The organism is Ruegeria sp. O6 (genome assembly GCF_056535045.1).
Genome location: NZ_JBQERM010000014.1, coordinates 87,133 through 100,122, shown reverse-complemented (window position 1 = coordinate 100,122; position 12,990 = coordinate 87,133). Strand labels below are relative to the sequence as shown.

General features: G+C 58.7%; 13 protein-coding genes. 6 read left to right on the top strand and 7 right to left on the bottom strand.

What is annotated here, in order from left to right; translation table 11 throughout:
• Window positions 1-62: 62 nt before the first annotated feature.
• On the bottom strand, window positions 63-299 hold the full coding sequence (locus tag ACR0DY_RS16535; protein WP_480484372.1) for a Flp family type IVb pilin: 237 nt from the start codon (window positions 297-299) through the stop codon (window positions 63-65).
• Window positions 300-652: 353 nt separating this feature from the next.
• Between ACR0DY_RS16535 and ACR0DY_RS16530 the strand changes: the two genes are divergently transcribed.
• Window positions 653-1,519 carry a lytic transglycosylase domain-containing protein gene (locus ACR0DY_RS16530; protein WP_480546441.1) on the top strand — a complete coding sequence of 289 codons (867 nt, stop codon included), beginning with the start codon at window positions 653-655 and terminating at the stop codon, window positions 1,517-1,519.
• Window positions 1,520-1,556: 37 nt separating this feature from the next.
• Here the strand turns inward: ACR0DY_RS16530 and ACR0DY_RS16525 are convergent, their stop codons facing one another.
• The 6 genes from ACR0DY_RS16525 to tldD form a co-directional block, all read right to left on the bottom strand.
• Window positions 1,557-2,183, bottom strand: coding sequence for a CoA transferase subunit B (locus tag ACR0DY_RS16525; protein WP_209505577.1), 627 nt, complete (start codon window positions 2,181-2,183; stop codon window positions 1,557-1,559).
• Window positions 2,183-2,887 carry a CoA transferase subunit A gene (locus ACR0DY_RS16520; protein ID WP_209505579.1) on the bottom strand — a complete coding sequence of 235 codons (705 nt, stop codon included), beginning with the start codon at window positions 2,885-2,887 and terminating at the stop codon, window positions 2,183-2,185. Before ACR0DY_RS16520 ends, ACR0DY_RS16525 begins: the two co-directional genes overlap by 1 nt.
• 112 nt (window positions 2,888-2,999) lie before the next feature.
• Window positions 3,000-3,527, bottom strand: a complete 528-nt coding sequence (locus ACR0DY_RS16515; RefSeq protein WP_480539575.1) for a superoxide dismutase family protein — start codon at window positions 3,525-3,527, stop codon at window positions 3,000-3,002.
• Window positions 3,528-3,650: 123 nt separating this feature from the next.
• Window positions 3,651-6,278 (bottom strand): type I DNA topoisomerase, encoded by a 2,628-nt coding sequence (gene topA / locus ACR0DY_RS16510; protein WP_209598180.1) that lies wholly within the window; start codon window positions 6,276-6,278, stop codon window positions 3,651-3,653.
• Window positions 6,279-6,458: 180 nt separating this feature from the next.
• Window positions 6,459-7,586, bottom strand: a complete 1,128-nt coding sequence (dprA, locus tag ACR0DY_RS16505) for a DNA-processing protein DprA (protein WP_480898742.1) — start codon at window positions 7,584-7,586, stop codon at window positions 6,459-6,461.
• 239 nt (window positions 7,587-7,825) lie between these two features.
• Window positions 7,826-9,247, bottom strand: a complete 1,422-nt coding sequence (gene tldD / locus ACR0DY_RS16500; RefSeq protein ID WP_480539573.1) for a metalloprotease TldD — start codon at window positions 9,245-9,247, stop codon at window positions 7,826-7,828.
• 176 nt (window positions 9,248-9,423) lie between these two features.
• Between tldD and coxB the strand changes: the two genes are divergently transcribed.
• From coxB to ACR0DY_RS16475, 5 genes are all read left to right on the top strand, one after another.
• A complete protein-coding gene (gene coxB / locus ACR0DY_RS16495; RefSeq protein ID WP_209505589.1) occupies window positions 9,424-10,335 on the top strand; it encodes a cytochrome c oxidase subunit II in 912 nt (303 codons plus the stop codon).
• A gap of 88 nt (window positions 10,336-10,423) precedes the next feature.
• Window positions 10,424-11,374 carry a heme o synthase gene (gene cyoE, locus ACR0DY_RS16490; protein ID WP_480484378.1) on the top strand — a complete coding sequence of 317 codons (951 nt, stop codon included), beginning with the start codon at window positions 10,424-10,426 and terminating at the stop codon, window positions 11,372-11,374.
• Window positions 11,371-11,532 (top strand): hypothetical protein, encoded by a 162-nt coding sequence (locus ACR0DY_RS16485; RefSeq protein ID WP_267363054.1) that lies wholly within the window; start codon window positions 11,371-11,373, stop codon window positions 11,530-11,532. The genes cyoE and ACR0DY_RS16485 overlap by 4 nt, the downstream gene beginning before the upstream one ends.
• Window positions 11,532-12,107, top strand: coding sequence for a cytochrome c oxidase assembly protein (locus tag ACR0DY_RS16480; protein WP_267363056.1), 576 nt, complete (start codon window positions 11,532-11,534; stop codon window positions 12,105-12,107). Before ACR0DY_RS16485 ends, ACR0DY_RS16480 begins: the two co-directional genes overlap by 1 nt.
• A 22-nt stretch (window positions 12,108-12,129) precedes the next feature.
• Complete coding sequence (locus ACR0DY_RS16475; RefSeq protein WP_209505605.1) at window positions 12,130-12,945, top strand: cytochrome c oxidase subunit 3; 816 nt, start codon at window positions 12,130-12,132, stop codon at window positions 12,943-12,945.
• Window positions 12,946-12,990: the final 45 nt, after the last annotated feature.

Below are 12,990 nucleotides of genomic sequence, written 5' to 3'. Positions count from 1 at the left end.
CTCTGAACGAAAAAAAGCTGCGCCTGAATGGCGCGGCTTCAAAATCTTGCTCAAGCAGAAGCTTAGCTGCCGCTGTTGCTGCCTGCAGTTGTGATACCGCCGGTTGCGGTGTTGCTGCCGGTGCTCAGCGATGCGCCGTTCAGGGCCTGGTTCACGTCTGTTGCCAGGCCGGTCGCGCCAGCCGAGATCTGCTGGTATGCAACGGCTGCCAGGCCGATGACTGCTGCGGTCAGAACAACCCAGTCAACTGTTACTGCGCCGTCTTCGTCTTTGCGGAAGTTCTTGATGAACTTGATCATGTTACGTCCCTCCTAAAGGATCAAAAAGAGTTTAACAAACCTCGGCGTTCTTCAGAGCTTTCTCTCTCAGTCCGCTCATGTCCGTCTCGGTATGGATTAATGTTTGCCTGTTGTGCGTGGCAGGAATTGGGCCAAACACAGATTTTTTTTCGCGCGGCTTAACTTTTTAGTCACTAAATGCGTAAGCGTTTGTAAATAAGGCAAAAAAAAATTCTTTGATTGATGCCAAGCGCTCTGTAGCGGTGCAAATTTACGCCAAATGAGGCGAAATTGCCCCAATTCGCTTTGTTTTTCTGGCTTTGGGCGAAGATTCGCGGTTCAAATCGCGTAAAAAGAATACATGAGGCAGGCACATGACTCTCCGGAACGCACTTCAATGCGCCGGTGTACTGGCGTTTCTACTATCTGGTGTCGCACCCGGGTATGCGACCGAGGTTGAGCCGCGCGGAGTTTACAAGCGGATCAAAGCTCCCAAGCCGGGTGAGCGTCCTCGCGTGACGATTCAGATCACCCCCGAGGAACACGCGGCCAAGCCCTCAGCCCCCAGTACAGGGGTGGAACTGGTGGTTCCAGAAATCATAGCAAGAACCAAAGTGGTTCAGCCAACAGTGCCCGGAATCGGTGCCGCGCCTGACCCTAAAGGGTCGTACAAGGCATTCTGGGACCGCATTTCACCACACATTGATGAAAGCGGGGCCGGGCGGCTTGATGCTGCGATAAACGCGCTGGCGGCGACGAATGTAAGATCGCCCCGGCTGCAAGCTCTGCAAAACATAGCAAAAGAACGCGGGATCGAGATTTTGCGGTCAACCGTGGGAACCAATGTGTCGCCAGCGCTGGTGCTGGCCGTCATTTCGGTTGAATCGGCCGGTCGCGCAGATGCCGTCAGTTCGGCCGGCGCGCAGGGGCTTATGCAATTGATGCCCGCCACAGCTGCCCGCTTTGGCGTTAAGGACAGTCTGCAACCCTCGCAGAACATCGCCGGGGGCGTGAAATACCTCAACTGGCTGATGGAAGAGTTCGGGAATGATCCGATTCTGGTTCTGGCCGGTTACAACGCGGGTGAGGGGGCTGTACGAAAACACAGCGGCGTGCCGCCTTATGCCGAAACCCGAGACTATGTCCCCAAGGTTCTGGCCGCTTTCCAGATCGCGCGGGCTTTGTGCGCGACGCCGCCGGATCTGATTTCAGATGGATGCGTGTTCCAGACCTCAAACTGAAAAGGCCCGCCTCGATCCGGCGGGCCTTTTCTTTTGTTCAGCCGACGATTGTAGCTTCGGTCGCGGCGCGCATTTCGTCTTCACTGACACCCTCTGCCAGTTCAACGATCCTCAATCCGCCCTCGACCACGTCCAGAACGCCGAGATTGGTGATGATGCGATCCACGACGCCCTTGCCGGTCAGTGGCAGAGTGCATTCCTTCAGGACTTTGCTTTCACCGTGCTTGTTAGTGTGGTCCATAACCACGATCACGCGCCCAACGCCTGCAACCAGGTCCATGGCGCCACCCATGCCTTTCACCAGCTTGCCGGGAATCATCCAGTTTGCCAGGTCGCCTTTCTCATCCACTTCCATGGCACCTAAAATCGCAGCAGCGATTTTGCCGCCCCGGATCATCGCAAAGGATGTGGCGCTGTCGAAATAGGCAGTGCGGGACAGTTCGGTGATCGTTTGTTTGCCCGCGTTGATCAGGTCCGGGTCTTCTTCGCCCTCATACGGGAAAGGGCCCATACCCAGCATTCCGTTTTCCGATTGCAGAGTGATGTCCTTGTCGCCCACATAGTTCGCCACCAGCGTCGGAATCCCGATGCCGAGGTTCACATACATGCCGTCTTCCAGTTCCTCTGCCGCGCGTGCGGCCATCTGATTGCGGTCCCAGGGCATTATGCATCCTCCTTCTTGCGGGTGGTGCGCTGTTCGATGCGCTTTTCGTGATCGCCTTGGATGATGCGATGCACATAGATGCCGGGCAGGTGGATCTTGTCCGGGTCCAGTGAGCCGCGCGGAACAATCTCTTCCACTTCGGCCACGCAGATCTTGCCGCAGGTGGCAGCGGGCACGTTAAAGTTGCGGGCGGTCTTGCGGAACACCAGATTGCCGGTGTCGTCAGCTTTCCAGGCCTTGACGATAGCCAGATCGGCAAAAATGCCTTCCTCAAGGATATAGGTCTCGCCGTTGAAATCCTTGTGCTCCTTGCCTTCCGCAATCACGGTGCCGACGCCCGTCTTGGTGTAGAACCCGGGAATACCGGCACCACCGGCGCGCATCCGTTCGGCCAGTGTTCCTTGCGGGTTGAATTCCAGTTCCAACTCGCCGCTCAGATACTGACGCATGAATTCGGCGTTTTCGCCGACATACGAGCTGATCATCTTTTTGACCTGCTTGGTCTGCAACAGGATGCCGATACCGAAATCGTCCACACCGGCGTTATTCGACGCAAAACTCAGGTCCTTGACGCCCGAATCCCGGATGGCAGCAAGCAACAGTTCGGGAATGCCGCACAGGCCAAACCCGCCCGCGGCAATCAGCATGCCATCCGTCAGCACCCCATCGAGTGCCTCGGCGGCATTGGCATAGACTTTCTTCATGGAAAACTCCCCCAATGACATGGTGATGGGCAGGTTTTGCCGCCACGTCATGGGGAAGTCAATGAAACCAGAAGGTTCAGGTATTTCTACGGTAGTTCAGCTGACAATAGTGTCAGTCGGCGATCAGGATCCCGCAGGCGATGCGCCCACCTGCACCGCCAATGGGCTGGCTCATGTGATCGTCGCCAGCTTCGTGGATGATGAAAGTTGATCCGTCCCCATCCAGCAATACATCTCCATCACCTTCAAGCGAAACAAGGTTTGTAAAGGCCTCCATCTCGCCCACGCCATCCTGTCCCACATATAGATTGGGCAGATCGCCGGGCTCGGGGCCTTCAGGGTTCAGCAGCCCATGTGCGCCTTCAACTTTGCCAACATGGCCTTGAGCCGTCTTGAACCCTTCGCCGGCCTCGCAGACACCATGGCTGTGCAGGTGCAACCCATGTTTTCCCGGCGGCAGGTCTGTGACGCGCACGTGCAGCAGAACACCATTGGGCCCTTGCGTCGCCTTCGCCTGACCAATGACGTCGCCTTGCGCGTTGATGATTTCGGCTGTGGCGGACTTGACGTGATGCGCGGCATGGCCCTGCGTGGCAGCCGCAACGCTTATCGCCGCAACAAGAATGGCGGTTCTGAACATGTCTCAACTCCTTTACTGAACAACGCAATCCTGTATCGCGTCAGTCCATAAACACGCGGGCCGGTTCCTTTATTCAGAAACCGGCCCGCGTGTTTGGTGACATGTCCCGGTCAAAAGTCCGGTTTATTCAGCCGCTTTCTTTGCTGTCTTCTTGGCGGCAGCCTTCTTTTTGGGTGCAGCCTTTTTCTTGGTGCCCTTCTTGGATGCGCGCTCATTGACCAGTTCGATGGCCATTTCCTGCGTCACGTCTTCGGGCTTGATGTCTTTCGGGATGGTCGCGTTGACCTTTTCCCACTTCACATATGGCCCGTACCGTCCGTCCAGAACCTGCATCGCGCCGCCATCGGGATGCTCGCCCAGGTCTTTCAAAGCTTTTGCCGCTGCGCGCCCGCGCCCACCGGGATTGGCTCGTTTTTCCGCCAAAAGCTCTACGGCGCGGTTCATACCGATCTCGAACACATCGTTTGGGTCTTTGAGGTTGGCATAGACCGGCTTGGCTTCATCGGCCAACTGATGCATCAGATAGGGGCCAAAACGCCCGAAGTTCGAGGTGATCATGCCGCCTTCGGGGTGCTCACCGATCTGGCGCGGCAGGGACAGAAGCGTCAGCGCCTTGTCCAGATCCATGTCATCCTTGCTCCAGCCGCGTGGAAGCGAGGCGCGCGGAGGCTTCTTGTTCTCGGGCGTGGGTTCGCCTCGCTGGACATACGGCCCAAATCGGCCGGACTTCAGCCAGATCTCATCCCCGGCGTCTTCGCCCAGCAATTGTTCGTCGCCTTCCGCGCCTTCACCGGCGATAGGCCGCGTATAAGTGCACTCCGGATAGTTTCCGCAGCCCACGAACCCGCCGGTGCGTGAGGTTTTCAGGTGCAATTGTCCCAACCCGCATTTCGGGCAGATACGCGGGTCGGACCCGTCTTCACGCGGGGGGTAAAGCTGTGGCGCCAATGCCTCGTCCAGCTTGTCCAGCACTTCCGATATGCGCAGTTCGGATGTTTCGCCAATCGCTGCCGAAAAATCACGCCAGAACTTGCCCAGCAGATCCTTGTAGTCACGATCACCGGCGCTGACGTCATCCAGTTGCTCTTCCAGATTCGCGGTGAACTCGTATCCAACGTATTGACGGAAAAAGTTCAGCAGAAAGATGGTGACGATCCGGCCCTTTTCCTCGGGGATCAGCCGGTTCTTGTCTTTGCGCACATATTCGCGGTCCTGAATCGTGGTCACGATTGAGGCATAGGTCGAAGGACGTCCGATCCCCAACTCCTCCATCCGTTTGACCAAAGTGGCCTCGGTATAGCGCGGGGGCGGTTGCGTGTGATGCTGCAACGCCAGAACGGCTTCGTTATCGGCCATGATAGCGGCTTTGTCCGACTCGCTGGTGGCCTTGGCAAACTGATCGCGCAGCGTGGTCTTGGAAAAGCGCGCGGGGTCGCCCTCCATGATCTGTGGCAGGCGCTTTTCGTCATCATCGGCGACATCATCGCGGCCTTCCTCATAGACGCGCATGAACCCGTCGAACATTACCACCTGACCGGTGGCTCGCAGACCGACCTGACCGTCGTCACTGCCAATCTCGACCGTTGTGCGCTCCAATCGTGCTGCCGCCATCTGGCAGGCAATGGTCCGTTTCCAGATCAGATCATAAAGCTTGCGCTGATCTTCATCCGTGACCTTCAGCGCCTTGGCATCGCGCGTCATATCCGTGGGGCGGATACATTCGTGTGCTTCCTGCGCGTTCTTGGCCTTGTTCTTGTACATACGCGGGCTGTCCGGCACATATTCTGCACCGTACCGGTCCGCGATGGTGTCGCGCGTTGCCGTCACGGCCTCGGGTGCCATGTCGATCCCGTCGGTTCGCATATAGGTAATGTATCCGGCCTCATAGAGGCGCTGCGCAACCTGCATCGCATGGCGCGCGCCCATGCCGAATTTGCGGCTCGCCTCCTGTTGCAGGGTCGAAGTCATGAACGGCGCGCTTGGATTGCGCGCGGCGGGCTTGGCTTCGACCGAAGTCACACGCAGCGCGCGGCTGGTGACGGCCTGAACCGCCAGTTCGGCCTGTGTTGCGTTGGCCAGATCGTGCTTGTCCAGTTTCTTGCCCGCCAACGTGACCAGCCGCGCCTCATAGGTCTGACCACGCGGTGTCTCGAACAGGGCCCGAACCGACCAGTACTCGACCGGCTTGAACGCTTCGATCTCCATCTCACGCTCGACGATCAGGCGCAGACAGACCGACTGCACCCGACCTGCGGATTTTGCGCCGGGCAGTTTGCGCCACAGAACCGGTGACAGGTTGAAGCCAACAAGGTAGTCCAAGGCGCGGCGTGCCAGATACGCTTCGACCAGGGGCATATCGACGTCGCGCGGGTTCTTCATCGCCTCGGTCACCGCTTCTTTGGTGATGGCGTTGAAGGTCACCCGGCTAACCGGTGTGTCTTTCTTGATCGAGCGGCGCTTGGTCAGCGCTTCCTGCAAATGCCAGCTGATTGCCTCACCCTCACGATCAGGGTCGGTGGCGAGGATCAGCGCGTTGTCTTCTTTCAGCGCGTCGGCGATGGCCTTTACATGTTTGCGGCTGTCATTACCCACTTCCCATGTCATGGAAAATCCATGGTCCGGATCGACCGATCCGTCCTTTGGCGGCAGGTCCCGCACATGGCCGTAAGAGGCCAGAACGGTGTAGTCAGGGCCGAGATATTTATTGATTGTTTTTGCTTTGGCCGGAGATTCTACAACAACTACGGGCATTTAAGGGGAAACCTCGCTCGACGAATTTGGCGCCTTCTATGGTGGTGCAAAATGTGTGGGGCAAGCGGGGATTGTCAATGCGTTCCTTTGGCAGGCGGAAAAGCGACGTGATTTCAGCGTGATACCCGCACCTGATCGCAGGCAGAGCGTTCGATTGGGCAATCTTGTTTTCCGTCCAAATCAGCCTGCCAGAGACAACAGCCCGCCCGGCTGTCGCTGGATTCGTCCGTCCAGTTCAAGGTCGACCAGCGCTGGCCCCAGATCCCCGGCCGAGGCCGCAATATCGCGCAGCAACTGGTCTTCGGCGATAGGGGAAGGTCCCAACCGCTCAAGAATTTGCGCCTGCAAGTCCAGTACGGCAGGCCGTGGCTGCATGGCGGGCGGCAACTCGGGTTTTGCAAAGACCAGATCGCCTTGCTGCGGCAGGGCTTCGACAACGTCGTCTGCCGAACGGACCAGCGTCGCACCGTCCCGAATCAAAAGGTTGCACCCGGCAGCGCGGGCGTCGAACGGATGGCCGGGCACGGCAAGAACCTCGCGCCCCTGATCCAGGGCGTCACGCGCTGTGATCAGGCTGCCGGATTTCGCGGCGGCCTCGACCACCACAACAGCTTGGGCCAGGCCCGAGATGATCCGGTTGCGGCGTGGAAAATGCCTTGCCTGAGGTGTCACGCCCATCGGCTGTTCCGACAGCCGCAGTCCCTTGGTCGCGATTTTATGCGCCAGTTCCGTGTTCTCGGCCGGGTAAATGACATCGACACCGCCCGCCATGACGGCAACAGTGCCGGTGTCCAGCGACGCCATATGCGCTGCCGTATCAATGCCGCGCGCCAGACCCGAGACAATCACATGTCCCTTTTCACCCAAGGCGCGCGCCAGACCACGCGCCATCCGTGCGCCCAGCGAGGAACAGTTGCGCGCGCCCACCATCGCAATCGTCGGTTTCTGCAACAGCGACACATCCCCGATGGCCCAAAGCAAGGGCGGGGCATCGGATAGGTCGTTCAACGCGTTGGGGAATTCTGCGGACCCAAGGCACAAAAGCCGCGCTTTGGCTGCTTCTGCGGCCCTGAGTTCCGCCTCGATCACGCCGGGGGGACAGGTTTCATACCCATCTATTCCGGCGGCGCGCGCCATTTCAGGCAGCGCGGCCAGCGCGTTCTGCGCCGAGCCATGTTCACGCAGCAGCCGACGAAACGTCGCCGGGCCGACCTTGCGCGAGCGCAACAGGCGAAGCCACGAAAACCGGTCCTCTTCCGTGGTGGGTGGGAGTGGGGGGTGATTGGAAGAAAGCTGCTCTTCGGTCATCCGTTGCTCCGCCTGATTGCAGAACTGGTTTACGGGACAGGGGGTTAACAGCCTCTGAATCGCAGATAATTAGCAGCGATTTATCTGTATTTCTCGAAGAATACACCGATCAAGTGTCTGAAAATAAATAAAAGAATATTTTCCAACCGGCGCTCAAATCAATGGCGTCGGTTGGAGTGCTATCGAATCAAAGTGGCGCATGGTTAACCCTGCGCCTGCCTTTGCGCTTCTCTTCCGCCTCAGGCTGCCGACCCGCCGACAGTCAACCCGTCCATCAGCACCGTCGGTTGACCCACACCCACGGGCACCCATTGACCGTCCTTGCCACAGGTTCCCATACCCGGATCCAGCGCCATATCGTTGCCAAGGCCGCGGATGCGCTTCAAGGCCGATGGCCCGTCACCGATCAGCGTGGCGCCCTTGACCGGCGCGCCGATCTTGCCGTTTTCGACACGATACGCCTCGGTGCACGAGAAAACGAACTTGCCGTTGGTGATGTCGACCTGGCCGCCGCCGAATCCAACCGCCCAGATGCCGTCATTAATATCTGCCACCAAAGCCGCCGGATCAGCGTCGCCCCCCAACATGATCGTATTGGTCATGCGCGGCATGGGTTTGTGCGCATAGCTCTGTCGCCGCCCATTTCCCGTGGGTGCAACGCCCATCAGCCGGGCGTTTTGCCGATCCTGCATGTAGCCGGTCAGGATGCCATCCTCGATCAATACGGTGCGCGAACTGGGCGTGCCCTCATCATCCACAGTGATCGAGCCGCGACGGTCGGCAATCGTGCCGTCATCCACCACGGTCACGCCCTTAGATGCTATCTGTTGCCCCATCAGTCCGGCAAAGGCCGAGCTTCCCTTGCGGTTGAAATCGCCCTCAAGCCCGTGACCGATGGCTTCGTGCAGCAAAATACCGGGCCAGCCGGGACCAAGTGCAACCTCCATCACGCCGGCAGGGGCGGGAACCGCGTCCAGATTGACCAATGCGATGCGCAGGGCTTCGCGCGCCTTGGCCTGCCAGTCGGCAGGGTCGATCAACCCGCTCAGGCCAACCCGCCCGCCGCCACCGGCCGATCCGCTTTCGCGCCGCCCGTCCTGTTCAACAATGACCGAGACATTCACGCGCGTCATGGGGCGCACGTCACGCACCGTCACACCATCGGGTCGCAGAATTTCCACCTCCTGAACGGCGGCTGCGATCATTGCGCTGACCTGAACCACCCGCGGATCCAGGTCGCGGGCAAAGGCGTCAATCTCCCGCAGGGTTTCGATTTTCACCGGGAAGGCGGCGGATTCGATTGGGTCTTCGTCCGTGTACAGGCGCGTATTCGTGGGCCGGGGCGCTTCGGCGAGCGTTCCGCCTCCATCGCCAACCGCCAGTCGCGCGGTTTCGGCGGCACGTTTCAGCGCGGCAATCGATACATCAGTCGAATGCGCATATCCGGCAACTTCGCCCTGAACGGCGCGCAGGCCAAATCCCTCGGATGCGTCATAAGACGCGGTGCGAAGCCGCCCGTCGTCAAACACCAGAGATTCGGATTTCCGACGCTCGACAAACAGCTCTCCATCCTCGGCCCCGTCCGTTGCCGAGCGCAATATGGCCAGTGCTTCATCTTGCGGCAGGGCGCTCTCAAAGGGGCGAAACGTGGCTTCAGGCATGGGTTGCGACCTTTCGGGTTTGATCCAGATCAAAAATAGCGTCTGTTTGACGCAAGCATTTTGCTTTATCTACCCGCTGGAATATGGTTTTTAACGCGGCCAAAGACAACGGGAGAGGTGCGACCGATTCACACCTTTCCGTCAGGGACGCAAAGATCAAACGATCAGGACAGAACATGAAGAATGCTTTGATGCTTTCAGGGTTTATGACAGCCCTCTCCAGCCTACCCGCCATGGCTCAGGAGCTTGAGATTATCGGCAAGCCGGTAGACGGCGGCATGGGCTTCCAGCCCGCGGCCACCAGCCTTGCCACAGGAATCCAGAAGCTGGACGGCATGATTCTCGTGATCATCACCGCAGTCTGTCTGCTGGTTGCAGCTCTGCTGGTCTATTGCATCGTGCGCTACAATCAGCGCGCAAACCCGACCCCGGCGCGTTTCTCGCACTATACCCCTGTTGAAATCGCCTGGACCTTGGGTCCGATCTTGATTCTGGTGTTTATTGGCGCGTTCTCGCTGCCGGTTCTTTTCAAACAGCAGGAAATCCCGGAAGGTGACATCACCATCAAAGTCGTCGGCAACCAGTGGTACTGGACCTACGAGTATGTTGATCACGATTTCGCATTCGACAGCTATCTGCTGGGCCACCCGGCGACCCTGGACGAGGGCGCACGCCCTGCGGACGCGGACGTGACGCCATTTGTTCTGGATGACGCAATGCGCGCCAAGCTGATCGATGCAGGCTACAGCGATGATGAATGGCTGTTGGCCACCGACACCGCTGTTGTCGTTCCGGTCGGCAAGGTCATCGTGATGCAGGTGACTGCATCCGACGTGATTCACTCGTGGACCATCCCGGCCTTTGGCGTAAAGCAGGACGGTGTGCCCGGACGTCTGGCCGAACTGTGGTTCCAGGCCGACAAGGAAGGCATCTATTTTGGTCAGTGTTCGGAACTGTGCGGCAAGGACCACGCCTATATGCCGATTACCGTCAAGGTCGTAAGCCAGGAAGTCTATGACGAATGGCTGCAAGGTGCGATCGAAGAATATGCGGGCCTGCCGCAAAGCTATCAGGTCGCCTCGAACTGAGTACGATAGGGGCGGGCTCAACCCCGCCTGAAACAAATTTCAGGCTGCGCGGGCGATCCGCGCAGTTTTCGCCCCAGAAGGACCGGAAATGACTGACGCAAGCATCAATGCCAGCACTGCGACCGCCCGGGCGGACGAGGCCGGCTTTGGCGATTACTTCGCCCTGCTGAAGCCGCGCGTGATGTCGTTGGTTGTGTTCACGGCATTGGTCGGCCTGTTGGCGGCCCCTGTTCCTGTCCATCCCTTCGTCGGATTCTGCGCCATCCTGTTCATCGCCATCGGAGGCGGAGCATCAGGTGCGCTGAACATGTGGTGGGACGCGGATATCGACCGTGTCATGAAACGCACCAAATCCCGCCCGATCCCTTCGGGCAAGGTCGAGGAAGGCGAGGCGCTGGCCGTTGGTCTGGCTCTGTCTGGTCTGTCGGTGATCATGCTGGGCCTTGCGACCAACTGGTTTGCAGGCGCGTTTCTGGCCTTCACCATCTTCTTCTACGTTGTCGTATACACGATGTGGCTGAAGCGTTCGACGCCGCAGAACATCGTGATCGGTGGCGCAGCGGGTGCGTTCCCTCCGGTGATCGGCTGGGTGGCCGCCACAGGATCGATGTCGGTCGAGCCCTGGCTGATGTTTGCACTGACCTTCATGTGGACGCCGCCGCATTTCTGGGCGCTGGCCCTGTTCATGCGCTCGGACTATGACGACGCGGGCGTGCCGATGCTGACCGTCACCCATGGTCGCCGCGCGACACGTGTCCATATTCTTGTCTATACAGCCCTGCTGGCCCTGCTGGCCATCGGAACTGCATTTTCAGGCATTGGCGGCCCGATCTATCTGACCGTTGCATTGATTCTGAACATCCTGTTCCTGCGGGGCGCGTGGAAAATCTCGCGCCGGACCGAGGATGATTCCGAGGCAGATAATTTCAAGGTCGAACGCGGTTTCTTCAAGCTGTCGCTGCTGTATCTGTTCCTGCATTTCGGTGCCGTTCTGGCCGAAGCCCTGCTGAAACCCTATGGTCTGGGGGGATGGTCATGAGCCTTCGCAAAGACCACGAGCTGCATCAGCGCCGGTTCAGCCGCAATCTGGGTGTCGGCCTGACCCTGGCCGCCTTTATCGTGATCATCTTTGGCCTGACCATCGTCAAGGTCTCGGGCACTGATTTCAACAGGGCGACGCAAGAGGTTCAGAACTGATGGCGTTGTCCGGTCCTCAGAAAACGGTTTTCCAGACTGTTGGCGTGGTTGTCCTGATGGGCAGTCTGGCCTGGGCGTCGGTGCCGTTCTACAACTGGTTCTGCCGGGTGACCGGATTTGGTGGCACCACCGGTGTTGCCGAAACTGCCCCCGATACCATTCTGGATCGCACCGTTACCATCCGTTTTGACGCGTCCAAGGCCAAGGACATGGAATGGGAATTCAAGCCGGTCGTGCGCGAGATGGATGTGCGCATCGGCGAAACAGGTCTCGCGTTTTACGAGGCCTTTAACCCGACCGACCGCCCCATTGCCGGGCAGGCGTCTTACAACGTGGCGCCCTATTCTGCGGGTGGGTATTTCCAGAAGATTGCCTGTTTCTGCTTTGAAGAGCAGGTGCTGCAACCCGGCGAACGCGTTGAGATGCCGGTGACTTTCTTCGTCGACCCGGAAATGGTCGAGGATCTTGAAGCCAAGTATGTTCATACGATCACGCTGTCGTATACATTCTACGAAATTGACCTGCCCGAGGGCTATGCCGCCCTCGATGCGCAGGCAGATACAAACACGAACTAACGCCTGTAGGTGAGGGACGCTGATGGCACACGCTAAAAACCACGATTACCACATTCTGGCCCCGTCGATCTGGCCTCTGATCGGCGCCGTCGGCGGCTTTGTCATGCTGTTCGGAGCCGTTCTCTGGATGCAAGGCATCACGCCCTTCATGTTCTGGGCCGGTCTGGCAGCTGTGCTTTACACGATGTTCGCCTGGTGGTCGGATGTGGTTGCGGAAAGCCGTCAGGGCGATCACACGCCTGTTGTCCGCATCGGTCTGCGTTACGGCTTCATCCTGTTTGTCATGTCCGAGGTGATGTTCTTCTTCGCCTGGTTCTGGTCGTTCTTCAAACATCGCATGTACCCGATGTACGACTATGCCGGCACCGAATACATTCAGCCGGATATTCATGCGGTTGACCCGTTCCACCTGCCGCTGATCAACACTCTGGTCCTGTTACTGTCAGGCTGTGCGATCACCTGGGCGCACCATGCGCTGGTGCATGACAACGACCGCAAGGCGCTGATCAATGGTCTGGCCATTGGCATCGTGCTGGGCATCGCCTTTACCTTCCTTCAGGGCTATGAATACGCCGAACTGCTCAAGCATGAAGGCTGGGAATTCGGCGGCGACCAGTTCTATTCCAACTTCTTCATGGCAACGGGTTTCCACGGCGCACATGTGATCATCGGGACAATCTTCCTGACCGTCTGCCTGATCCGCGCGCTTAAGGGTGACTTCACCCCCGAAAAACACGTCGGTTTTGAGGCCGCCGCTTGGTACTGGCACTTCGTCGACGTGGTCTGGCTGTTCTTGTTCTTTGCCGTCTACATCTGGGGCCAGGCTCCGCTGATGTAACGCCGGTCAGGCTGATCAGTTGCAAAAGCCGCCCCAAGGGGCGGC

Excerpts from the sequence above, each read along its gene's own strand:
- cyoE (WP_480484378.1), top strand. The coding sequence starts at position 10,424 with ATGACTGACGCAAGCATCAATGCCAGCACTGCGACCGCCCGGGCGGAC.
- ACR0DY_RS16475 (WP_209505605.1), top strand. The coding sequence starts at position 12,130 with ATGGCACACGCTAAAAACCACGATTACCACATTCTGGCCCCGTCGATC.
- ACR0DY_RS16485 (WP_267363054.1), top strand. The coding sequence starts at position 11,371 with ATGAGCCTTCGCAAAGACCACGAGCTGCATCAGCGCCGGTTCAGCCGC.
- ACR0DY_RS16535 (WP_480484372.1), bottom strand. The coding sequence starts at position 299 with ATGATCAAGTTCATCAAGAACTTCCGCAAAGACGAAGACGGCGCAGTA.
- ACR0DY_RS16530 (WP_480546441.1), top strand. The coding sequence starts at position 653 with ATGACTCTCCGGAACGCACTTCAATGCGCCGGTGTACTGGCGTTTCTA.
- ACR0DY_RS16520 (WP_209505579.1), bottom strand. The coding sequence starts at position 2,887 with ATGAAGAAAGTCTATGCCAATGCCGCCGAGGCACTCGATGGGGTGCTG.
- tldD (WP_480539573.1), bottom strand. The coding sequence starts at position 9,247 with ATGCCTGAAGCCACGTTTCGCCCCTTTGAGAGCGCCCTGCCGCAAGAT.
- topA (WP_209598180.1), bottom strand. The coding sequence starts at position 6,278 with ATGCCCGTAGTTGTTGTAGAATCTCCGGCCAAAGCAAAAACAATCAAT.
- coxB (WP_209505589.1), top strand. The coding sequence starts at position 9,424 with ATGAAGAATGCTTTGATGCTTTCAGGGTTTATGACAGCCCTCTCCAGC.
- ACR0DY_RS16480 (WP_267363056.1), top strand. The coding sequence starts at position 11,532 with ATGGCGTTGTCCGGTCCTCAGAAAACGGTTTTCCAGACTGTTGGCGTG.
- ACR0DY_RS16515 (WP_480539575.1), bottom strand. The coding sequence starts at position 3,527 with ATGTTCAGAACCGCCATTCTTGTTGCGGCGATAAGCGTTGCGGCTGCC.
- dprA (WP_480898742.1), bottom strand. The coding sequence starts at position 7,586 with ATGACCGAAGAGCAGCTTTCTTCCAATCACCCCCCACTCCCACCCACC.
- ACR0DY_RS16525 (WP_209505577.1), bottom strand. The coding sequence starts at position 2,183 with ATGCCCTGGGACCGCAATCAGATGGCCGCACGCGCGGCAGAGGAACTG.